Origin of the sequence: Pseudomonas sp. NFX71, assembly GCF_048079215.1 — a bacterium.
Taxonomy (GTDB): Bacteria; Pseudomonadota; Gammaproteobacteria; order Pseudomonadales; family Pseudomonadaceae; genus Aquipseudomonas; species Aquipseudomonas fluorescens_B.
On record NZ_CP182230.1, the window covers coordinates 2,110,224 to 2,132,790 of the forward strand.

Genomic DNA, 22,567 nt, shown 5'->3' on the forward strand with positions numbered 1-22,567 from the left:
ATTTGTCTGAATCGGAGGAGGGGGAGTAGCGCCCCTGACTGCAACACCCACAAAAAAGCCCCAGACCCTAAGGCCTGAGGCTTTCTCGTTTCTATCTATGGTGCACCAGGCGGGATTCGAACCCACGACCCCTGCCTTCGGAGGGCAGTACTCTATCCAGCTGAGCTACTGGTGCAAGCGGGCGCCATGATACTCATATGCACTGCAGGCGTCCATGCCGCTGAATCGACAGCGCTTTTGCGAAGCGTAACCTGCGTTTGCTACGTTGATCAGAAAAAATGGGCAAATGCGGCGTTTTCGTTCTTTTTTTCGAACAGGCTATTGTCCTTTAACCCCTTTGATCCTAGGATTCGTTTGAGATTTCAAACGCTCTTGTCTGGGTGCTGAACCGCACGAGTTCATTCCGTGCGCTATTTATGTGCTTCAGCCCGGTGAATGATTTCCCTGACGGCAGCCTTTTGAGGCGCCTTTCTACAATCATAATTTGCTCCGCGCCTGTCGCGGTGCTGTTAAGGAAAGCCGACATGCAGCTTAAAGACACCCAGTTGTTCCGCCAGCAAGCCTTTATCGATGGCGCTTGGGTCGATGCGGACAATGGTCAGACGATCAAGGTCAACAACCCGGCAACGGGCGAAATTCTGGGCACCGTGCCGAAAATGGGCGCTGCCGAAACCCGCCGTGCGATCGAAGCCGCCGACAAGGCGCTGCCGGCCTGGCGTGCACTGACCGCCAAGGACCGTGCGAACAAGCTGCGTCGCTGGTTCGAACTGATCATCGAGAACCAGGATGACCTGGCTCGCCTGATGACCATGGAACAGGGCAAGCCATTGGCCGAAGCCAAGGGCGAAATCGTTTACGCCGCTTCCTTTATCGAGTGGTTCGCTGAAGAAGCCAAACGCATCTACGGTGACGTGATTCCGGGCCACCAGCCAGACAAGCGCCTGATCGTGATCAAGCAGCCAATCGGCGTGACCGCTGCAATCACCCCGTGGAACTTCCCGGCCGCGATGATCACCCGTAAAGCCGGCCCGGCCCTGGCCGCCGGTTGCACCATGGTGCTCAAGCCTGCTTCGCAAACCCCGTTTTCCGCATTCGCCCTGGCTGAACTGGCCCAGCGTGCCGGCATTCCTGCTGGCGTGTTCAGCGTTGTTTCCGGTAGCGCCGGCGACATCGGCAGCGAGCTGACCAGCAACCCGATCGTGCGTAAATTGTCGTTCACTGGCTCGACCGAAATCGGTCGTCAGCTGATGGCCGAATGCGCCAAGGACATCAAGAAAGTGTCCCTGGAACTGGGCGGCAACGCGCCGTTCATCGTGTTCGACGATGCGGATCTGGATAAGGCCGTCGAAGGCGCGATCATTTCCAAATACCGCAACAACGGTCAGACCTGCGTCTGCGCCAACCGTCTGTACATCCAGGATTCGGTCTACGACGCGTTCGCCGAGAAGCTGAAAGTGGCCGTGTCCAAGCTCAAGATCGGCAACGGTCTGGAAGAAGGCACCACCACCGGTCCGCTGATCGACGAGAAAGCCGTGGCCAAGGTTCAAGAGCACATTGCTGACGCCGTTTCCAAAGGCGCAACCGTGCTGTCCGGCGGCAAGAGCATGGAAGGCAACTTCTTCGAGCCGACCATCCTGACCAACGTGCCGAAGAACGCAGCCGTGGCCAAGGAAGAAACCTTCGGTCCATTGGCGCCGCTGTTCCGCTTCAAAGACGAAGCCGAAGTGATCGCGATGTCGAACGATACCGAGTTCGGTCTGGCTTCGTACTTCTACGCTCGCGACCTGGGCCGTGTGTTCCGTGTGGCGGAAGCCCTGGAATACGGTATGGTCGGCGTCAACACCGGGTTGATCTCCAACGAAGTCGCGCCGTTCGGCGGCATCAAGGCGTCGGGCCTGGGCCGTGAAGGCTCCAAGTACGGCATCGAAGATTACCTGGAAATCAAATACCTCTGCCTGGGCATCTAAGCTCGTAACAGACAGGCCACGGCAAGGCATTGCTTCAAACGCAAAGGGCACGAGAGCGCTGTTCCTTTGCGTGTTTCAAACGGGATTTTCTCTGTGGCCGGGAACGTTGTGGCAGTCGATCATCGCATGCTGTCGCCGTTGCACCCCGCCGCATTTTCCTTGAACCACACCGCCCGATGAGCGGTGAATGAGGACTTTATGAGCAAGACTAACGCTTCTTTGATGAAACGCCGCGAAGCCGCTGTACCGCGCGGTGTTGGCCAGATTCACCCGATCTTCGCCGACCACGCGAAGAACGCTACCGTGACCGACGTTGAAGGTCGCGAGTTCATCGACTTCGCCGGCGGTATCGCCGTGCTGAACACCGGTCACCTGCACCCGAAAGTCATCGCGGCCGTGACTGCACAGCTGAACAAGCTGACTCACACTTGCTTCCAGGTCCTGGCCTACGAGCCGTACGTGGAACTGTGCGAAAAAATCAACGCCAAGGTGCCAGGTGATTTCGCCAAGAAAACCCTGCTGGTCACCACCGGTTCCGAAGCCGTGGAAAACGCCGTGAAAATCGCCCGTGCCGCTACTGGCCGTGCCGGCGTGATCGCTTTCACCGGCGCTTACCACGGTCGCACCATGATGACCCTGGGCCTGACCGGTAAAGTCGTGCCTTACTCGGCCGGCATGGGCCTGATGCCAGGCGGCATCTTCCGCGCGCTGTACCCGAACGAACTGCACGGTGTGAGCATCGACGATTCGATCGCCAGCATCGAACGCATCTTCAAGAACGACGCCGAGCCGCGTGACATCGCTGCCATCATCATCGAGCCGGTTCAGGGCGAAGGCGGTTTCTACGTCGCGCCTAAAGAGTTCATGAAGCGCCTGCGCGCTCTGTGCGACCAGCACGGTATTCTGTTGATCGCTGACGAAGTGCAGACCGGCGCTGGCCGTACCGGCACTTTCTTCGCCATGGAACAGATGGGCGTCGCTGCCGACCTGACCACCTTCGCCAAATCCATCGCAGGCGGCTTCCCGCTGGCCGGTGTGTGCGGCAAGGCCGAATACATGGACGCCATCGCTCCAGGCGGCCTGGGCGGCACCTACGCCGGTAGCCCGATCGCTTGCGCCGCGGCCCTGGCCGTGATGGAAGTGTTCGAGGAAGAGCACCTGCTGGACCGCTGCAAGGCTGTCGGCGAGCGTCTGGTCACTGGCCTCAAGGCCATCCAGGCCAAGTACCCGGTGATCGGCGAAGTCCGTGCCCTGGGTGCGATGATCGCGGTCGAGCTGTTCGTTGATGGCGACAGCCACAAGCCGAACGCTCCAGCGGTAGCCGCCGTTGTGGCCAAGGCTCGCGAAAAGGGCCTGATCCTGCTGTCTTGCGGCACCTACGGCAACGTTCTGCGCGTCCTGGTACCGCTGACTGCGCCGGACGAGCAACTGGACAAAGGTCTGGCAATCATCGAAGAGTGCTTCTCGGAGCTCTGATCGATTGGTGAGCTGATCGACAAAAAACCCGCTTCGGCGGGTTTTTTTGTCTGTATTACACACTGCGCTGTTTGGAATGCCCCGCATTGACTAAGGTACAAGCATTGAGAGGGAGCTTGTTGCATGACGGCCGTTGATTTGCCCGCTATACCCCGAGTGTTGATTGCCGAGGCCGATCCCTGGTCGCGGGATCTGCTCAAGCAAGTGCTGCTGAATGTGCGCTGTGATGCGCGCCTGGATCTGTGCGCCGATGGCCACGACGCGCTGACGCGACTGGCGGAAAACGTTTACGACCTGGTGATTGTCGACTGGGAACTGCCCGGCGTGGATGGCTTGAATGTCTTGCGCAGCGTTCGTCAACGCAAACGCAATCCGCCGTTGCCTTTCATCCTGATGAGCAACCGTAATGATGGTGCCAGCGTGCGCGAAGCCTTGCCGTATGCGCCCACCGCGTACCTGGCCAAACCGTTGAACATGGAGAGCCTGACCCAGCGTCTGCAAGGTTTGCTGCTCAATGCTGGAGAAGAAGTGTTCTGCGATGTACCGGTTTTGGCGCCGGGCATGACGTTATCGGTGTTTCTCGAGCGTCGACGTGAGCAGGCCGACGGCGCGCCGCTGATGACGGATGTACAGCTGGCGGTCGAACGCAGCCTCAACCCCAGTGGCCTCGATCTGATGCGGCTGGAAGATGAAATCCGTACCGATCCGCAGATTACCGCCGTCCTGATCGCCGCCGCCAACAGCGCCGCCCAGCACCATGGCGTCGCCGTACAAACCCTGTCCCAGGCGTTGCAGCGACTGGGCACCGGGCAGAGCATGAACCTGATTCTGGGGTTGGCGCTCAAGCGCAGTGCCCGGCTTAGCGATCCGTTGTTGGCGGACTATGCCGAGCGTTATTGGGAACTGTCGCTGCACACCGCCGAATACGCCCGAACACTGGCGCGTTTGCTGGACCTGGATCAGGACCGGTGCTATTGCGCCGGGATGTTGCATCGCCTGGGTGATCTGGCGCTGCTTCGCTGTCTGCAGGAATGGAAGCAGGCCGGCGGTGAGCTGGATGAATGGGAGGAGGTGGGTGATGCCCTCGCCGAATTCGGCGCGGCTTACGGTTCCGCGCTGCGGACCCGCTGGCGCTTGCCTCTGGAACTGCGAGAGCTGATTGCGGCGGTGTACCAGCTCGGTGGCGGGGTTTATTCCCGCGAGGCGCTGGTGATGAACATGGCGGCGCAGATGGCACGTCTGGGCGAGCATGAGGGCATTGAGGGGCTGGCCAAGAGCCGGACGGCGCGGTTGCTGAAGATCGGGTTGCCGGAATTGATGCGGCTGCGCAAAAAACAAGCCGATCGCTTGTAGAAGCGGGCTTGGTGTTAGGGCTGTCAGCCAGAGATGATCCGGTTCTTGCCCTGGCGCTTCGCTTCATACATCGCCGCGTCCGCCCGGGCAAACAGGCTCTCGATGCTTTCATCCTCGGCGGTCAGGCTGGTCAAGCCCTGGCTGACGGTGATGCCGAACGTCTGCTGATCATGGCTGAAGGTCAATCGCTGAATCTCCCGTTGCAGACGCTCGGCCACTTGCATGGCCATGTCTGGCGCGCAGCCGGGAAACACCGCGGCAAATTCCTCACCGCCGATTCGTCCGAACACATCACCGCGACGCAACGCCTCGCGACCGGTCTCGGCGATGTGTTGCAGTACGTTGTCGCCTTCCGGGTGGCCGTAGGTGTCGTTGATCACCTTGAAGTCATCGATGTCCAGCAGCAGAAACGCCAGCGGTGCGCCCTGTTGGCGAGCCAGTTCGAATTCGCGGTGGGCACAGTCGAAGAAATGCCGGCGATTGCTGCTCTTGGTCAAAACGTCGGTAGTCGCCAGGCGATGCAGCTCGCTTTCCATCTGTTTCTTGTCGGTGATGTCTTCGGCAATGCCGACGATGATCACTGGCTGGCCCGGTTCGGCCTGACGGTTGATGAAGCACTTGTCACTGAGCCAGCGCACTTGGCCATCGGCGGCGATGATGCGGTACTCGCGGTCTTCGACAGCGCCTTTTTCCAGCACTTCGGCGAGGCTGCGCTCGGCGTACTCCAGATCGTCGGGGTAGATGCTGTCGCGCCACTGGTTGGAGTCGGACAGTAACAGACCTGCGGAACGACCGAAGATCCGCTCATAGGCAGGGCTGACGTAGAGCACCTGGCGGGTTTCCCAGTTGAATGCCCAAAGCACCGCGTTGACGCTTACCAGCAGGGAACTGAATAGCTGTTCGCGTTCGCTCAGGCGTGCGACTTCGCCTTGGGCGTGCATCAGCGCCATCAGGGTTTGTGCGGCCTCGGGCCACTGGGGTAGGGATGAGTCTTGGAGGTTCTTGGTGACCATCGACACAAATCTCAAAGGGCGTGCCGCGTATTGGACAGCGGTCGCAACAAAGCCCGCCGTAGTGGCGAAGTGTCTTTGAGATAGGGGATTTGGAGCTTAGTTCCCGCCCTGAGTGGCGAGGGGGCTTGCTCCCGCCGGGCGGTATTGGCGACGCGTTTTTTTGGTTAAAACGCGTCGTCAGGTTTTGCGTCTGCTGCGCAGCCGAGCGGGAGCAAGCTCCCTCGCCACAGAAAGCCCCTCAGCAGGGTCAGACAGCGGCAGGGCGCAGGGAGTAGGTTTTCAACTGATCGGCAAAGTCGCGCAGGGATTGAATCCCGCTGGCTTCGGCTTCGTGTACCCAATCCTTGATGGCGGCCAGCATGTCGTGACCATTTGAGCTGGTCTTGACCCAGATCTGCTGCAAGGCCAGTCGTTTCTCGTAAATTACCTTCAGCGCCTGGCTGTGCTCGAGCATGGTCTGGATGCGTACGTGGTGCTTGTCATCGAGCAGGCTGGTTTCCCGGGAGAGCAGGCGTTTGGCCCGATGGAACTGGTGACGGACCGAGTGATCGACCTTTTCCAGTTCCTGTTTGACCAGCGGTGCGATCACCAGTTTGCGGTACTGGGCCATGATCTGGAAGCGGTTGTTGAGGATGGCCATGGCGGTGTCCATGTCCAGGCTGCCTTTGCCTTCGACCCGGTGGGCAATCGGTACAACCCGCTGAACCTTGGCCAGACGCAGGAAGCTGAAGACCTGGATCCAGGCCCAGCCGAGGTCGAACTCCCACTTCTTCACCGACAGTTTTGCCGAGTTAGGGTAGGTGTGATGGTTGTTATGCAGTTCTTCGCCACCGATCAGGATGCCCCAGGGCACCAGGTTGGTCGCCGCATCGCGGCATTCGAAGTTGCGGTAGCCGATGGCATGGCCCAGGCCATTGACCACGCCGGCGGCCCAGATTGGGATCCACATCATCTGGATGGCCCAGATGGTGATACCGATGGTGCCGAACAGCAGCAGGTCGATGACGCCCATGATTGCAACGCCCAGCAGCGGGAAACGGCTGTAGAGGTTGCGTTCGATCCAGTCTTCGGGGCAGTTCTTGCCGTAGATGCGCAGGGTCTCGGGGTTTTCCGCTTCGGCGCGGTACAGCTCGGCACCTTTGCGCAGAACGGTGGACAAGCCCTTGATGACCGGGCTGTGCGGGTCATCGACGGTTTCGCATTTGGCGTGATGCTTGCGGTGGATGGCGGTCCACTCGCGGGTGTTCTGCGCCGTGGTCAGCCACAGCCAGAAGCGGAAGAAATGTTTCAGGCCAGCATTGAGCTCAAGGGAGCGATGGGCTGAATAACGATGCAGATAGACCGTGACGCCGATAATCGTGACGTGGGTCATCAGCAGGGTGACTGCCACCAGTGACCAGGGCGACAAGCCGAGAAAACCTTCGTACCACATAGGCTATAGGGCCCTCGAAAAAGAAAAAAACAGCCGTTGCATTATCACTAAGCCCACAGATAAAACCAGTCGCCCTTTCAGATAAGAGTGGCCGGATGTTTCTTTAACCTATAATTCGAATCCTTTTTGTAGGGACATGGACGGCCGAATGTCTGCCACCTATCGCGACGCTTTGCGTGCAGCGCTGCTTTACCTGTTGCTATCCGTAGTCTGGCTGCAGTTCAGTGGTTATTTATTGAACAGCTTCTTCGATAGCTCTAACGAGCTACTGCGGTGGCAACTGATCAACGGTTACGCTTGGGTCTTACTCAGCACCGGGTTGATTTTTATCGCTCGAGCGCGATTGCTCCGTTGCCTGGGCTTCGGCGCCACCTTGCGTGAGCGCCATGAAGATCGTGAGCGTTTGCGTCAGGCCGCCGCCGTATTCGATTGCACCCGCGAAGGCGTGCTGGTCACCAATAGCAAGGGGGTGATCGTCCACGTAAACCGGGCGTTCATGGAAATCACCGGTTATTCGGATGAAGAAGTCCTGGGCCACCAACCCAGCCTGTTCAAGTCAGGCCGTCACCCGGCGGCTTTCTACCAGGCGATGTTCGCGACACTGAACAGTTGCGGTGAATGGAGCGGTGAAATCTGGAACCGCCGCAAGAGCGGCGAAATCTACCCGCAATGGCAGACGATCCGTCTGATTCACGACGACCAGGGCCAGCTCAGTCATTACGTCGCCGTGTTTTCCGATATCAGCGCGATCAAGAACTCCGAACATGAACTCAAGCATCTGGCTCATCACGACCCGTTGACGGACTTGCCTAACCGGATGCTGTTCACTGACCGTACCGAGCAGGCACTGACGTCGGCGCAACTGCACAAGCGTGGCTGTGCGTTGCTGATGATCGATCTGGATCATTTCAAGATGATCAACGACAGCCTTGGACACACGGTCGGCGACCAGTTGCTCAAGGCCGTGGCCGAGCGATTGCAGGCCTTGCTTGGCCCGGAGATCACGTTGGCGCGACTGGGGGGGGATGAGTTCGCAGTGCTCGCCGAAAGCTGTCCGCAGTTGATGCAGGCCGCTGCGCTGGCGCAGCGGATCATCGATGGTCTCAAAGAGCCGTTCCTGATTGGCGAGCATCAACTGTTCATCAATACCAGCATCGGTATCAGCCTGTTCCCCGGCGATGCCTTGAGCGCTGAACAGCTATTGCGTAACGCCGACTCGGCGCTGTTCAAGGCCAAAAGCGCCGGTCGCGATGGCTACGCCCTTTATACCGAGGAGCTGACAGCCCATGCCCAGAATAGGGTCGAGACTGCTGTAGAGCTGCGCCAGGCGCTGGAACGGCAGGAGTTGCGCGTTTATTACCAGCCGGTTCACGACTTCAGGACCCGTCGCCTGGTTGGCGTCGAGGCGCTGGTGCGCTGGGAGCATCCGAAGCGCGGACTGGTGTCGCCGGCTGAATTCATTCCCATCGCCGAACGCACCGGGTTGATCGCAGAAATCGATACCTGGGTGATGCGCCAGGCTTGTCAGCAAATGTGCTTGTGGCAGCAGGCAGGTGTGGCGTTGTCGTTTGTCGCAGTGAACGTTTCGTCTCGATTGTTCGCTCGTCGTGAGCTCTTTCAGCAAGTGGCGAAGGTGCTGCACGAAACCGGGCTGGATCCGGCGTATCTGGAACTGGAAGTCACTGAGAGCGCGGTGATGGAAGACCCGGAAGTGGCGCTGGAGCAGATGCATCGACTGCGCGAGCTGGGTGTGCGGCTGGCCATCGATGATTTCGGTACAGGCTATTCGTCGCTGCTGCGGCTCAAGCGTCTGCCGGTGCAGAAGCTCAAGATCGATCAGGGTTTTGTCGCCGGTTTGCCGTGGGATGAGGATGACGTGGCGATCGTGCGAGTGATCATCGCGCTGGCGCAAAGCATGGGGATGCAGGTGCATGCCGAAGGCATCGAGCAGGTCGAGCAGGCGAGTTTCCTTCTTGAACAGAGTTGCGATCTGGGGCAAGGCTACTGGTTTGGACGGCCGGTGCCGGCCGAGCAGTTGGACTGGATGCACTCACCAATTATCAGCTAAGTAAGCGGCCTGCTTTTTGTGGCGAGGGGACTTGTCCCCGTTGGGTCGCGCAGCGGCCCATTTTTTTGCGTCTGCTGCGCAGCCGAACGGGGACAAGTCCCCTCGCCACAAGGATTTTGCCGGGTTCGAAAAATCGTAGTTCCGCACAAACCCTCGCACTGACGGTTTGTTTTTCTGGTTATATAAACATTCTTAAATAGTCTTTTTAAGAATATCTGCACCTATCTACTATTGGTCTCACGCCGCAAGCAGTGCCGGACATTGCCAGGCGACCTCTCAGTCGAAGGAGCAGCACCATGAGCGCATCCCTGCGTAGCGTTGACGGTCAAGACGAAGCCACCATCTTGCGCGAGATCCAGAGCGCCCTGCGCGATCTGCGGTTCGGCGCCGTGGAAATCACCGTGCACAACGCTCAGGTGGTCCAGATCGAACGCAAGGAAAAATTCCGTTTGCAGAACCCGAGCAGCAAACCGAGCTGAACAACCGGCACCCCGACTCCCGCAACCATAAAAAAGCCAACACCCCGAATTCCAGGAGCTTTCACCATGTCGTCGATTCGTCATTTCGCTTTGGCCGCCCTGGCCAGTGCCCTTTTTGCGGGTTCCGCGGTTGCCAAGGATTACGAGCTGCTCAATGTGTCTTACGACCCGACGCGTGAGCTGTATCAGGATTACAACGCAGAGTTCGTGAAGTTCTGGCAGAAGGATCACGCCGGTGACACTGTGAAAATCCAGCAGTCCCACGGAGGTTCGGGCAAGCAGGGCCGTGCAGTGATCGACGGCCTGCGGGCCGATGTGGTAACCCTGGCCCTGGCCGGTGACATCGATGAAATCGCCAAGCTCGGCAAGACCCTGCCGGCGGACTGGCAGAAGCGTTTGCCGGAAGCGAGCACGCCGTACACCTCGACCATCGTGTTCCTGGTGCGCAAGGGCAACCCTAAAGGCATCAAGGACTGGGGCGACCTGGTCAAGAACGACGTGTCGGTCATCACCCCGAACCCGAAAACCTCCGGCGGCGCTCGCTGGAACTTCCTCGCGGCCTGGGCCTATGGCCTGAAAGCCAGCGGCGGCGACGAGGCCAAAGCCAAGGAATACGTACAAACCCTGTTCAAGCACGTGCCAGTGCTGGACACCGGTGCTCGCGGTTCGACCATCACCTTCGTCAACAACGGTCAGGGTGACGTGTTGCTGGCCTGGGAAAACGAAGCCTTCCTGGCCCTGAAAGAAGACGGTGGCGCCGACAAGTTCGACATCGTCGTGCCTTCGCTGTCGATCCTTGCCGAGCCGCCAGTCGCCGTCGTCGACAAGAATGCCGAGAAGAAAGGCAACGAACAGATCGCCGAAGCGTATCTCAAGCACCTGTACAGCCCGGCCGGTCAGGAAATCGCGGCGAAAAACTTCTATCGTCCACGTGACAAGGATGTCGCCGCGAAGTACGCCCAGCAGTTCCCGAAACTGGAGCTGGTGACCATCGACAAGGACTTCGGCGGCTGGAAAACCGCGCAGCCGAAATTCTTCAATGACGGTGGCGTGTTCGACCAGATCTACCAGGCGCAGTAATCTGCTGTAGGTCATAAACGAGCCCCGATTTGACCGTCGGGGTTTTGCGCGTTCTCAACCAAGGACTTTTATGTCGCGTCGTATCTCCCCCGTCATACCCGGCTTCGGGCTGACGCTGGGCTACACCTTGGTGTACCTCAGCCTGATTGTGCTCATTCCACTGGCGGCGATGTTCGTGCATGCCGCCCAACTCACCTGGGATCAGTTCTGGGCAATCATCTCGGCGCCCCGCGTGTGGGCGGCGTTGAAGCTGAGCTTCGGCACCGCGCTCTTTGCCGCGATCATCAACGGCATCATCGGCACGCTGCTGGCCTGGGTGCTGGTGCGCTACACCTTCCCCGGTCGCAAGATCATCGATGCGATGATCGATCTGCCCTTCGCATTGCCCACGGCCGTGGCCGGTATCGCGCTGACCGCGTTGTACGCCCCGACCGGGCTGGTGGGTCAGTTCGCGGCGGACCTTGGCTTCAAGATCGCGTATACCCCCCTCGGCATCACGCTGGCGCTGACTTTTGTAACCCTTCCATTCGTAGTACGTACGGTACAGCCAGTACTGGCCGATATCCCCCGTGAAGTGGAAGAGGCGGCGGCGTGCCTTGGTGCAAAACCGTTGCAGGTTTTCCGTCATATCCTGGTGCCCGCGCTGCTGCCCGCCTGGTTGACCGGTTTCGCATTGGCCTTTGCCCGCGGGGTCGGCGAGTACGGCTCGGTGATATTCATCGCCGGCAACATGCCGATGAAAACCGAGATCCTGCCGCTGCTGATCATGGTCAAGCTCGACCAGTACGATTACACCGGCGCTACCTCCATTGGTGTACTGATGCTGGTGGTTTCCTTCGTCCTGTTGCTGCTGATCAACTTGCTGCAACGCCGCATCGAAACCCCATAAGGAGGCGCGAACCATGTCCCAATCGTCTATTGCGGCCGCCTCTTCGGCCAACGCTGCCCGCCGTGGCAGTGCCACGTCGCGGCGAATCCTGATCGGCCTGTGCTGGCTGGTCTTCATCCTGTTTTTGGTGTTGCCGCTGTTTATCGTCGTGTCCCAAGGGCTGAAAAACGGCTTGGGCGCGTTCTTCACCGCGATCTTCGAACCGGACGCCTTGTCCGCATTGAAGCTCACGGTGATCGCCGTGCTGATTTCGGTGCCGCTGAACCTGGTGTTCGGTGTCAGCGCCGCGTGGTGCGTGAGCAAGTACTCGTTCCGTGGCAAGAGCATGCTGGTGACCCTGATCGACTTGCCGTTCTCGGTGTCGCCGGTCATCGCCGGTCTGGTCTACGTGCTGATGTTCGGCGCGCAGGGTTTTTTCGGCCCGTGGCTGCAGGATCACGACATTCAGATCGTCTTCGCCTTGCCGGGCATCGTGCTGGCGACGATTTTCGTCACCGTGCCCTTCGTGGCCCGCGAGCTGATCCCGCTGATGCAGGAACAAGGCACTCAGGAAGAAGAGGCCGCGCGCCTTCTCGGCGCCAATGGCTGGCAGATGTTCTGGCACGTCACCGTTCCCAATATCAAATGGGGCCTGATCTACGGCGTGGTGCTGTGCACGGCGCGGGCGATGGGTGAATTCGGGGCGGTGTCGGTGGTTTCCGGGCACATTCGCGGGGTGACCAACACCTTGCCGCTGCACGTCGAGATCCTCTACAACGAATACAACCACGTGGCCGCGTTCGCCGTGGCGAGCCTGTTGCTGATCCTGGCGCTCTTCATCCTGCTGGCCAAGCAGTGGAGCGAAAACCGTATTAACCGCCTGCGCGCCAGCGCCGCGGAGGAATAATTCATGTCGATCGAAGTGCGTAACGTCAGCAAGAATTTCAATGCGTTCAAGGCGCTCAATGACATCAGCCTGGACATTCAAAGCGGCGAACTCGTGGCGCTGCTTGGCCCGTCGGGTTGCGGCAAGACCACGCTGCTGCGGATCATCGCCGGTCTGGAAACCCCGGATCAGGGCAGCATCGTGTTCCACGGTGAGGACGTTTCCGGCCACGATGTGCGTGATCGCAACGTCGGTTTCGTGTTCCAGCACTACGCGTTGTTCCGCCACATGACGGTGTTCGACAACGTCGCGTTCGGCCTGCGCATGAAACCGAAAAACCAGCGTCCGACGGAAAGCCAGATCGCGGTGAAAGTCCATGAGTTGTTGAACATGGTGCAACTGGATTGGCTGTCGGATCGTTACCCGGAACAACTCTCCGGTGGTCAACGTCAGCGTATCGCGCTGGCTCGTGCCTTGGCGGTAGAGCCGAAAGTCCTGCTGCTCGACGAACCCTTCGGCGCACTCGACGCCAAGGTGCGTAAAGAACTGCGCCGCTGGCTCGCGCGCTTGCACGAGGACATCAACCTGACCTCGGTGTTCGTGACCCACGACCAGGAAGAAGCGATGGAAGTCGCTGACCGCATCGTGGTGATGAACAAAGGCGTGATCGAGCAGATCGGCTCACCGGGCGACGTCTACGAGAACCCGGCCAGCGATTTCGTTTATCACTTCCTCGGTGATTCCAACCGTCTGCATCTGGGCGAAGACAACCACGTGCTGTTCCGTCCGCACGAAGTGTCGCTGTCGCGGCATGAGCTGGATGATCACCACGCTGCCGAGGTGCGCGATATCCGTCCGCTGGGCGCGACGACCCGGGTGACGTTGAAGGTCGAAGGCCAGAGCGAGCTGATCGAAGCGGAAGTGGTGAAGGATCACGACAGCCTGATCGGCTTGGCGAAGGGCGAAACCTTGTTCTTCAAACCGAAGGTCTGGCAGAAAGTCGCCAACATCTAAAGCAAAAGCTTCGCGAGCAAGCCCGCTCCACATTTAGCTGATGTCGTACACATAATTTGTGCTCGACACAGACTTAATGTGGGCTTGCTCGCGAAAGCGATCTACGCAGCAGCGCGATTCGGATTTATCCGCACACCCCCAACCCGCGCCTCGATCTGCTCTTTCAGATCCCGTCGCATCCCCAACAAAAACGCCAGCTCAACCACCACAAACAACGGCCCGACAATCAGTCCCGTCACATCATCGACAAACGCCGGTTTGCGTCCTTCGTAATGATGCCCGACAAACTGAATCGCCCAGCCGATCACGAACATCCCGACACCGCTCGCCAGCCACACCAGCGTGCTTTGCTGTGCCAGCACCTGACCTGCCCAAATGCATAGACTGAGCAACACCGTCATCAACGCGCCAAGACGCACTTCCAGGCGCAGGTAGAACCAGGCCGACGCCAGCGCCACCAGCACCGCCGGTGAAAGCCAGCCTCCTGCCCATTGTGGACGGGAGAGCAACACCGCCACGGCCACGACAATCAGCGGAATACCGATAAAGTGGCTGGCGATATTGCGCGGGTCACGGTGGTAAGCGGCGTATTGACTGAGATGGTCAACGAGGCTTTTCATTGTTATTCCTCCTGTAGGGTGATTGATCATGCCCCGGGTTCACCTCTCGCTCTGTCAGCCAGGCGACAATCTCCAGGAGTTTTGATGGACATGCAGGTTTGGCGTTCGCGCCTGATGACGGGGCAATGGTTCAGCCATTTACCTGCTCCCTTACAGGATAGTCTGCTGGCTGCGGCCAAGGTGCGGCGCCTGTCATCGGGGCAGCGGCTGTTCCAGCGCGGTGATCCGCCGTGTGGCCTGTACGCCGTGCTCGAAGGTGCGGTGCGCATCGGCGCGGTGAGCGAGCAAGGCAAGGAGGCACTGCTGAGCCTGGTGGAGTCGCCGCACTGGTTCGGTGAAATCTGTCTGTTCGACGGTCAGCCGCGCACCCACGATGCGTTTGGTCTGGGTCAGTGCATCCTGTTGCACATCCCGCAAACGGCGCTGCTGGCCATGCTGGATGAGCAACCGGTGTACTGGCGGCAACTGGCATTGCTGATGAGCCAGAAACTGCGCCTGACCTTCATCAACCTCGAACAGCTGAGTCTGATGCCGGCGCCTGCACGGTTGGCGCATCGTTTGCTGATGATCGCCAAGGGTTACGGCGAAATCGACCCGCCACGACGGGTGTTGCAACTGCCGCAGGAACAACTGGCTTCAATGTTGTCGCTGTCACGCCAGACCACCAATCAGCTCCTCAAGGAGTTACAAGGCCAGGGGATTCTGAATTTGAAGTACGGCGAGATCGAAATTCTGGATGCCGAGCGGTTGCGGGCGTTGGCGATTTTTTGAAACACGGCGTTATTGGTGGGCTTTGTCCGCGAACGCGCCTAGCCTGTGACGACGACAATCGAGGTGTGCCATGCGTGTGCTGTTAGTGGAAGACGAACCGGAGACCGCCAAACTCCTGGCCAACGGCCTGAGCGAGGCGAGTTACTCGGTGGATGTGGCGCTCAACGGCATGGAAGGCCGCCGCTTCATCGAGTCCGGCGAATACACGTTGATCATCCTCGACGTCATGTTGCCGGGGCTCAACGGCTGGCAGTTGCTGCAACAGATCCGCAAGCTCGGTGAGACGCCGGTGCTGTTCCTCACCACCAAGGATGGCATCGAGGATCGCTTGCGCGGGTTGGAGCTGCATGAGGACGATTATTTGCTCAAGCCGTTTACGGTGAGCGAACTGGTGGCGCGGGTGCGCAAGTTGTTAAGGCGGGATCGGGGGCGTTAGGGATTACTGCGGTGTCTGGACCTGTCACCGCAACCCATCCCGAAACTGCCCCGGCGTCATCCCCGTCCAGCGCTTGAACGCGCGGCTGAAGCTGCTGGTATCGGCAAACCCCAATAAATAACTGATCTCGCTCAACGAGCATTGCGGGTCGCGCAGGTGCAGCAGCGCGAGGTTTTCGCGGCTCTCATTGAGCAGCGTATCGAACCGGCAACCCTCATCCGCGAGATGCCGTTGCAGGCTGCGCAAACTCAGGTGCAGGGCCTGGGCGATGTGCTCGGCACTGGGCTCGCCCTCCGGCAATTGCTCTTCAATGGCGTCGCGAACCTTGCGTTCCCAGGTCAGGGGTTTGAGTTGCGCCAGCGTGCGTTTGAGCACGGTTTCATTGTGTTCCGCCAGTTCCGGATTGGCGTCGTCCAGGTGACTGTCGAAATCCACCAGGGAAAACTCCAGCCGGTCTTCGCTGGCCGAAAAGTACACTGGAGCGCGAAAGACCTTGTGCCATTGATGCGCGTCGGCCGGTTCCGGGCGGCGCAGGTACACCGCCAGCGGCGCGTAGTCGCGACCGAGTCGGTTGCGGCAGGTACGCACGTAAATGGCGGCGAAGGCGTCGATGGCTTCGAACGCCGGCGCCGGGTTGCCTGGCGGGATTTTCAGGCGAAAGCGATAGCGATCTTCGGTGCGGCTCAATTCAAGCTCTAACGCATCGCTGACCACCTGGTGATAACGCACGATGCGCTCGAACACTTCCCGCAAACTGCCGCTGGCCACCAGGGCATAACCGAGCGCGTGAAACGTGGTCGGGCTGACGAACCGCGAGACGCGCAAGCCGATTGCCGGATCGCCACTGACCTGCACGGCGATTTCCCACAGGCGCGTGGTGCCGGACAACGGGTAACGGGCGTTCGGGTCGTCCATCAATTGCGGGTCGAGCCCCGCCTGGTGACACAGGGCGGTGCTGTCGAGGCCCAGCGCATCGAGTTGCTTGCGCAGGGCGCGGGTCCAGCTGGCGAGGGAGGTCGGTTCAGTCATGCTGATTGGCGCTTCCGGTCAACAGGTTGGCGTCCACGGCTACCGCGTTGTGAGGGTTCACAAGGCAGGATGCGAACATCAATAACCAGAGGATGGAAGCATGGAAGGTACTTCTGCAAGTCCCCAGCGACTGAATGCCGCCCAGCGATCTGCGCATATTCGCGAAGTGGTGCTGGCCAGAGGGGTTGAACTGCGTAGGCGCTACCCGGTTCTCAACCATCAGGACGCCTTGGGCGCGGGCATCCTGGCCTTCGCCTTGGCCGGAATGATCGGCTCTGCGACGCTCTATCTCACCGGGCATATGGCCTGGTGGGTGTGCCTGTTGATTAATGCGTTCTTTGCCTCATTGACCCATGAGCTGGAACACGACCTGATTCATAGCATGTACTTTCGCAAACAGCGCGTGCCGCACAACCTGATGATGGGCCTGGTCTGGCTGGCGCGGCCAAGCACGATCAACCCGTGGATTCGTCGGCACCTGCACCTCAACCATCACAAGGTCTCCGGCACGGAAACCGACATGGAAGAACGGGCGATCACCAACGGCGAGCCCTGGGGTTTTGCGCGACTGTTGATGGTCGGCGATAACGTGATGTCGGCGTTCATCCGCATGCTGCGGGCCAAGACGTGGGAACACAAGTTCAGCATCATCAAGCGCGCCTTGAAGGTCTATGCGCCACTCGCGCTGGTGCATTGGGGCGCGTGGTACGTGTTTCTTGGTTTTCACGCCGCCAACGGCATCGCACACCTGTTAGGGGTACCGATCGAATGGTCAGCGACCACGCTCTCGGTGATGCAGGTGATCGACATCGCGGCGGTGGTGATCATCGGCCCGAACGTGTTGCGCACGTTTTGCCTGCACTTCGTCAGCTCGAACATGCATTACTACGGCGATGTGGAGCCGGGCAATGTGCTTCAGCAAACCCAGGTACTCAACCCGTGGTGGATGTGGCCGTTGCAGGCGTTCTGCTTCAACTTTGGCAGCAGCCATGGAATCCATCATTTTGTGGTGAAGGAGCCGTTTTACATCCGCCAGATGACCGTGCCCGTGGCGCATCAAGTGATGCGCGAGATGGGGGTGCGCTTCAATGATTTCGGGACGTTTGGGCGGGCAAACCGTTTTATTCGCAAGGAAGCCGTCGAACCGCAGGAAGTGCGTGGGGCTCGGGCTTGATCGATGCATCCGGAAACTCAAACGCTGGTCATCAAATTGACCCAAAGAGACGCTAAATTGTGGCCTGGAGAGTGAATGGCATATGCGATTAAGGTCTAACAAAGTAATTAAGTATTCCTTTATTAGATAACCTTTTCCGCCAATCATCTCGCTACAGATTTTGAGTTTCCGGGGCCGTCTCCTTGGCAGGGTGCGGCCCCTTTTTTATGCCTGAGGAAAACCACAAACCCCTTGCGGGAGCTAACCTGGCTAGCGAATACGGCGGATGACTGACAGTCCGCTTTCGCTAGCAGGCTAGCTGCCACAGGAAAGCGCGGCATATTCGATAAAGGTCTTAATAAATAGCTTATTATTCCTTAACGAATATAACTCTCCTCCCTATACTCGACCGGGAACAGACACGCAGCAGGAGAGTTCCCCATGCGCAACGAATCAATTCGCTACCTGATTGTGCCGGGCTGGCAAGGATCGCCAGAAGATCATTGGCAAAGCCACTGGCAGAACAGCCTGCCGAACAGCGCGCGGGTGGAGCAGGCCGATTGGCTGACCCCGCGTCGTGAAGACTGGGTCGCGGCGCTGGCCGAGGCGATTGCCGCCGACAGCACGCCGGTGATCCTGATTGCCCATAGCCTGGGATGCATCACGGTCGCGCATTGGGCGGCTACTGCACCGCTGAATTTTCTGCGTCAGGTGCGCGGCGCCTTGCTGGTCGCGCCGGCGGACGTCGAGCGTCCGGCCTGCGCACCGGCGCTGCGTAATTTTGCGCCGATTCCGACCGACCTTTTGCCGTTTCCGAGCCAGGTTGTCAGCTCCGACAACGACAGTGCCGTCAGTGCACCGCGTGCTCTGGAGCTGGCCCGTAACTGGGGCGCCGAGGCGGGGATTCTGTCGGGTGCCGGGCACATCAATGTGAAGTCCGGTCACCAGCGTTGGGAGCAGGGTTTTGCGTATCTGTATCGCCTGCAAAACCGCATGGAACATCACGCCCTGCGCCGCGCTTAGCCTTTCCTTTTTTTAAAACGGCCCCGCCTCCCAGCGGTTCTGGCCGGGAGTCTGCCATGAGTTTTGAAGCCTTCGGTCAGCCGCTGCTGACCTTTCCCGACGCAGAAAAAAGTCCACTGAGCATCCGCGCCAAGGCGCTGGTGTTCGTTGATCCACGCTCGCGTCAATTGCGCGAGGAGCTGGAGCAACTGGCGCCGCGTTCGATTTCGGTATTGATCCGTGGTGAAACCGGTAGCGGTAAAGAGCTGTTGGCGCGGCACATCCATCGCGCCAGTGAGCGCGGTGGGTTATTCGTCTCGGTCAATTGCGGCGCGATCAGCCCGACCTACGCCGACGCCGAATTGTTCGGCTATGCGGCCGGCAGCTACAGCGGGTCGGCGAGCAGTCGCGCCGGCTGGTTCGGTTCGGCCAATGGCGGCACGTTGTATCTGGACGAGATCGGCGACCTGCCGTTGCCGATCCAGATCAAGTTGCTTGCCGCATTGGAAAACCACGAAGTCACCCGCGTTGGTGCACCTCAACCGAGCCCGGTGGACGTACGTCTCGTAGCTGCGACCAGCATCGATCTGGCGCAAGCCGTGGCTGCCGGTAAATTCCATGAGCGGCTTTATCACTACCTCAGTGAAGGTCAACTCGAACTGCCGGCCTTGCGCGAACGGGTGGGCGATATCCTGTCGCTGTCAGAATATTTCCTCGGCATTTATAGCCAGCGACTCGATTTGCCGGTGCCGCTGATCAGCGAAGCGGCTCAACAGTTGTTAGAGGCGCATAGCTGGCCGGGCAATACACGGGAGTTGGAAAACGTCATTCACTTTGCGTTGCTGGTGAGTACCGGTGACGAGATTTTGCCGGAGCATTTGAATCTGCCTGGGGTGCCTGCGCCGTTGACGCAGATCGAGCAGCAACTCGAACACATCCTCAGCAAAGGCAATGCCAGCGAGAAAACCGCTTTGAAACAACTCCTGAAAGACGCCGCGCTTCTGTAGGCGCTGGCGTAGCGTGCGATCTTTTGATCCTGGCAATGCCGAATCAAGATCAAAAGATCGCAGCCTTCGGCAGCTCCTGCACTGTATGAGCAAAATGGAATATGAAAGTGAATAAAAGATATTGTTCGGGAATAAAAAATCCCGGTATTGTCCGCCTCACGCCAGCGATAGCACTTCACTGGCACTCGTACTAAACAAGCCGTCGTCGATGACGACCGTGATTTTCGATAAGGACACTGCATGAAAAAGGTTCTGTTGTTCACCGCACTGGCGGCTGCCCTGACCGCGGGCCTGGCCCAGGCTGGTGAGAAACTGGTGGTCGCGGCGACCCCGGTCCCACACGCCGAGATTCTGGAACTGATCAAGCCAACCCTCGCCAAAGAAGGCGTGGACCTGGAAATCAAAGTGTTCACCGACTACGTTCAACCGAACGTGCAAGTTGACCAGAAGCGTCTGGACGCCAACTACTTCCAGACCCTGCCATACCTGAAAAACTTCAACGAAGGCAAAGGCACCAACCTGGTGACTGTGATCGGCGTTCACGTTGAACCGTTCGGTGGCTACTCGAAGAAGTACAAAAAACTGGCTGATCTGCCAAACGGCGCGACCATCGCGCTGCCGAACGAAGGCAGCAACAGCGGCCGTGCCCTGCTCCTGCTGCAGAAGGCTGGCCTGATCGAGTTGAAAGACCCGAAAAACGCCTTGGCTACCCCGAAAGACATCGCCAAGAACCCGCACAACTTCAAGTTCAAGGAACTGGAATCGGCCATGCTGCCGCGTGTGCTGGATCAGGTCGACCTGGACATGATCAACACCAACTACGCGCTGGAAGCAGGTCTGAACCCGGCTAAAGATGCGCTGGTGATCGAAGGTGCCGATTCGCCTTACGTGAACTTCCTGGTGGCTCGTCCGGACAACAAGGACAGCGTAGCCATCCAGAAACTGGCCAAGGCATTGACCAGCCCAGAAGTGAAGGCGTTCATCGAGAAGAAATACAGCGGCGCGGTACTGCCGGCGTTCTGATTCGACGCAGCATCGAACCCCTTCAGGGTTTCAAACGCCGACGGCTGATACTAGCGTCGGCGTTTTTTATTGGGTGTGAGATATACCCGTGGCGAGGGAGCTTGCTCCCGCCGGGTTGCGAAGCGACCCCAATAGCTGGCGGCAGGTACACCGCGTTGGCTGGTTTTGCGACTGCTGCGCAGTCGAGCGGGAGCAAGCTCCCTCGCCACAAAATCAAGAGCTATCAGAGCTATCAGAGCTATCAGAGCTATCAGAGCTATCAGAGCAATCAGAGCTGCCAGGGCGCTCAGGCCACCCTGGCCTTCAACGCCCTGCGCAACGCCATCAGCAACTTCACGATGTCCTGCGGATCCAGTCGCTGCGGTACTTTTACGTCAGCCATGTTCTCTTCCTTGTGATGGTTCGGCCGGGAGTCTGGCCAAAAGCTGTGCGTCCTTGGAAGGCTATTTCGAAAAAAAGATCCTTCCTACAGCGAAAAGGAAAATAGTCGTCTTCCTGCGCCGCAGCAAATCCGCAGGATCGTTTTTTGCGTGATATCAATATGCTTTAACGGTATTCAAAATCTTCTTTTTATACCTTTAAAGTGGTCAATTGCCGCGCCGCCTAATCCGGCCAATACCACGCCGGTTCATCCAGCATCCGTTGCCCGACAATCCCGGTCTGCCCGAGGTTTTTCTCCAGCACGATGCAGTCGCATTCCGGGTCTTCCTGCAACGCCGAGATGAGCCGCCGCGCATGGGACACCACCCACACCTGACACTGCTCCGATGCCCGGATAATCAAGCGCGCCAACGCCGGCAACAGGTCCGGATGCAGGCTGGTTTCCGGCTCGTTCAACACCATCAACGTCGGCGGGCGCGGCGTCAGCAGCGCTGCCACCAACAGCAAATACCGCAAGGTCCCATCGGACAACTCCGCCGCCGATAAGGGGCGCAACAACCCTTCCTGATAAAACTCGATGGCGAACCGGCCGCCGGCCAGCGGCTCGATATGCAGCCGTGCACCGGGAAACGCATCGCTGATCGCGCTGCTCAACGCGTCGGGGTCGCCAATTTCGATAATGGTCTGCAACGCCGCCGCCAGATCCCTGCCGTCGTGGTGCAGCACCGGGGTTCGGGTGCCCAGTTGCGGTTGACGCACCGGTGCGTCGGCGTCGCTGCGAAAGTGATCGTAGAAGCGCCAGCGGCGGATGAACTCACGCATCTCCAGAACCTCGGGCGAGGTACGCAGGCTGCCGACCTGATCGAACAGGCTGTCGAAAGTCGGCGTGTGCTGTGCCAGCACGTCCCAGGTGCGGTTGGCTCGCGTACGGATCATCGGCCCGTCGCGATCCACCAGCAGGCTCGCTGGGCGATAGAACGCCCCGGCCCACAGGCATTCGCGCTTGATCTGCGGATCGAGGCTGAACCGCGACGGAATGGGTGAACTGTGCCCGGGTAACATGAAATGACCGTTGGATTCGGGTAGCCCGAGGCTGATCGAGTAACCGAAATCCTCGCCGGCAAACCCCAGGCGCAGGCGTTTGACGCCGTGACGCACGGTCGCCTCGATCGGCACTTCACCGTTACGCATGCGCCGGGTGATGTTTTCCGGTCCGGCCCAGAACGTCGAATCCAGCCCACCCTCGCGGGCCAACGCATTGACCACGCCGCCCTGGGCGGTTTCCGCCAGCAGGCGCAACGCGCGGTAGAGGTTGGACTTACCGCTGCCGTTCGGCCCGGTGATCAGGTTCAAACGACCCAGCGGGATCACCAGTTTATTGATCGAGCGGTAATTGGCCACCGCGAGGGTTTTGAGCATGGGAAGCTTCCTGATTGCTAAGCGTGCAGCAAACCTGTGCACCTGTTGAACCCTGTTCTAAGCTCACAGTCGTATCGCCATTGGCACGTT

20 protein-coding genes and 1 tRNA gene are annotated in these 22,567 nt (G+C 59.2%); 15 read left to right on the top strand and 6 right to left on the bottom strand.

The window, feature by feature from the left end; genetic code table 11:
* Window positions 1-98: 98 nt before the first annotated feature.
* Window positions 99-175: transfer RNA gene (locus ACM1ZW_RS09780), tRNA-Arg, on the bottom strand.
* 349 nt (window positions 176-524) lie between these two features.
* Between ACM1ZW_RS09780 and gabD the strand changes: the two genes are divergently transcribed.
* The 3 genes from gabD (at window position 525) to ACM1ZW_RS09795 (ending at window position 4,796) form a co-directional block, all read left to right on the top strand.
* The gene (gabD, locus tag ACM1ZW_RS09785) at window positions 525-1,967 is read left to right on the top strand and encodes an NADP-dependent succinate-semialdehyde dehydrogenase (RefSeq protein ID WP_017335862.1); all 1,443 of its coding nucleotides are present in this window, start codon (window positions 525-527) and stop codon (window positions 1,965-1,967) included.
* Between the two features lie 198 nt (window positions 1,968-2,165).
* The gene (gabT, locus tag ACM1ZW_RS09790; RefSeq protein WP_017335863.1) at window positions 2,166-3,443 is read left to right on the top strand and encodes a 4-aminobutyrate--2-oxoglutarate transaminase; all 1,278 of its coding nucleotides are present in this window, start codon (window positions 2,166-2,168) and stop codon (window positions 3,441-3,443) included.
* 123 nt (window positions 3,444-3,566) lie between these two features.
* Entirely contained in the window at window positions 3,567-4,796 is a 1,230-nt protein-coding gene (locus tag ACM1ZW_RS09795; protein ID WP_416740462.1) for an HDOD domain-containing protein, read from the top strand.
* Between the two features lie 23 nt (window positions 4,797-4,819).
* Here ACM1ZW_RS09795 and ACM1ZW_RS09800 read toward each other — a convergent pair whose 3' ends face one another.
* Window positions 4,820-5,809 carry a GGDEF domain-containing protein gene (locus ACM1ZW_RS09800; protein WP_017335865.1) on the bottom strand — a complete coding sequence of 330 codons (990 nt, stop codon included), beginning with the start codon at window positions 5,807-5,809 and terminating at the stop codon, window positions 4,820-4,822.
* A gap of 247 nt (window positions 5,810-6,056) precedes the next feature.
* Window positions 6,057-7,241 carry a delta-9 fatty acid desaturase DesA gene (gene desA, locus ACM1ZW_RS09805; protein ID WP_416740463.1) on the bottom strand — a complete coding sequence of 395 codons (1,185 nt, stop codon included), beginning with the start codon at window positions 7,239-7,241 and terminating at the stop codon, window positions 6,057-6,059.
* Window positions 7,242-7,389: 148 nt separating this feature from the next.
* Between desA and dibA the strand changes: the two genes are divergently transcribed.
* The 6 genes from dibA to ACM1ZW_RS09835 all read left to right on the top strand — a co-directional run bounded on the left by dibA (window position 7,390) and on the right by ACM1ZW_RS09835 (window position 13,636).
* On the top strand, window positions 7,390-9,309 hold the full coding sequence (gene dibA, locus ACM1ZW_RS09810; RefSeq protein WP_017335867.1) for a phosphodiesterase DibA: 1,920 nt from the start codon (window positions 7,390-7,392) through the stop codon (window positions 9,307-9,309).
* Between the two features lie 296 nt (window positions 9,310-9,605).
* Window positions 9,606-9,788, top strand: coding sequence for a sulfur starvation response protein OscA (gene oscA / locus ACM1ZW_RS09815; protein WP_150633166.1), 183 nt, complete (start codon window positions 9,606-9,608; stop codon window positions 9,786-9,788).
* A gap of 66 nt (window positions 9,789-9,854) precedes the next feature.
* A complete protein-coding gene (locus ACM1ZW_RS09820; RefSeq protein WP_017335868.1) occupies window positions 9,855-10,868 on the top strand; it encodes a sulfate ABC transporter substrate-binding protein in 1,014 nt (337 codons plus the stop codon).
* A 70-nt stretch (window positions 10,869-10,938) separates the two neighbouring features.
* Window positions 10,939-11,757, top strand: a complete 819-nt coding sequence (gene cysT / locus ACM1ZW_RS09825) for a sulfate ABC transporter permease subunit CysT (protein WP_017335869.1) — start codon at window positions 10,939-10,941, stop codon at window positions 11,755-11,757.
* 13 nt (window positions 11,758-11,770) lie between these two features.
* Window positions 11,771-12,643, top strand: coding sequence for a sulfate ABC transporter permease subunit CysW (gene cysW / locus ACM1ZW_RS09830; RefSeq protein WP_017335870.1), 873 nt, complete (start codon window positions 11,771-11,773; stop codon window positions 12,641-12,643).
* 3 nt (window positions 12,644-12,646) lie between these two features.
* A complete protein-coding gene (locus ACM1ZW_RS09835) occupies window positions 12,647-13,636 on the top strand; it encodes a sulfate/molybdate ABC transporter ATP-binding protein (protein WP_017335871.1) in 990 nt (329 codons plus the stop codon).
* 101 nt (window positions 13,637-13,737) lie between these two features.
* On the opposite strand, the gene ACM1ZW_RS09840 is transcribed toward ACM1ZW_RS09835, so the two are convergent.
* Window positions 13,738-14,256: a DUF962 domain-containing protein gene (locus ACM1ZW_RS09840; protein WP_017335872.1), complete on the bottom strand. Its 519-nt coding sequence runs from the start codon at window positions 14,254-14,256 to the stop codon at window positions 13,738-13,740.
* Between the two features lie 84 nt (window positions 14,257-14,340).
* Here ACM1ZW_RS09840 and ACM1ZW_RS09845 point away from each other — a divergent pair, with 84 nt between their 5' ends.
* Window positions 14,341-15,027: a Crp/Fnr family transcriptional regulator gene (locus tag ACM1ZW_RS09845; RefSeq protein WP_017335873.1), complete on the top strand. Its 687-nt coding sequence runs from the start codon at window positions 14,341-14,343 to the stop codon at window positions 15,025-15,027.
* Window positions 15,028-15,097: 70 nt separating this feature from the next.
* A complete protein-coding gene (locus ACM1ZW_RS09850; protein ID WP_017335874.1) occupies window positions 15,098-15,463 on the top strand; it encodes a response regulator in 366 nt (121 codons plus the stop codon).
* Between the two features lie 24 nt (window positions 15,464-15,487).
* Here ACM1ZW_RS09850 and ACM1ZW_RS09855 read toward each other — a convergent pair whose 3' ends face one another.
* On the bottom strand, window positions 15,488-16,492 hold the full coding sequence (locus tag ACM1ZW_RS09855; RefSeq protein WP_017335875.1) for an AraC family transcriptional regulator: 1,005 nt from the start codon (window positions 16,490-16,492) through the stop codon (window positions 15,488-15,490).
* A gap of 100 nt (window positions 16,493-16,592) precedes the next feature.
* Here ACM1ZW_RS09855 and ACM1ZW_RS09860 point away from each other — a divergent pair, with 100 nt between their 5' ends.
* From ACM1ZW_RS09860 to ACM1ZW_RS09875, 4 genes are all read left to right on the top strand, one after another.
* Window positions 16,593-17,666 (top strand): fatty acid desaturase, encoded by a 1,074-nt coding sequence (locus tag ACM1ZW_RS09860; protein WP_414879193.1) that lies wholly within the window; start codon window positions 16,593-16,595, stop codon window positions 17,664-17,666.
* 420 nt (window positions 17,667-18,086) lie between these two features.
* Window positions 18,087-18,668 (top strand): alpha/beta hydrolase, encoded by a 582-nt coding sequence (locus ACM1ZW_RS09865; RefSeq protein ID WP_414883324.1) that lies wholly within the window; start codon window positions 18,087-18,089, stop codon window positions 18,666-18,668.
* A gap of 56 nt (window positions 18,669-18,724) precedes the next feature.
* On the top strand, window positions 18,725-19,654 hold the full coding sequence (locus tag ACM1ZW_RS09870) for a sigma 54-interacting transcriptional regulator (protein WP_416740464.1): 930 nt from the start codon (window positions 18,725-18,727) through the stop codon (window positions 19,652-19,654).
* Between the two features lie 240 nt (window positions 19,655-19,894).
* Window positions 19,895-20,677, top strand: coding sequence for a MetQ/NlpA family ABC transporter substrate-binding protein (locus ACM1ZW_RS09875; RefSeq protein WP_416740465.1), 783 nt, complete (start codon window positions 19,895-19,897; stop codon window positions 20,675-20,677).
* Window positions 20,678-21,280: 603 nt separating this feature from the next.
* Here the strand turns inward: ACM1ZW_RS09875 and ACM1ZW_RS09880 are convergent.
* Window positions 21,281-22,477: an AAA family ATPase gene (locus ACM1ZW_RS09880; protein WP_416740466.1), complete on the bottom strand. Its 1,197-nt coding sequence runs from the start codon at window positions 22,475-22,477 to the stop codon at window positions 21,281-21,283.
* Between the last annotated feature and the right edge of the window lie 90 nt (window positions 22,478-22,567).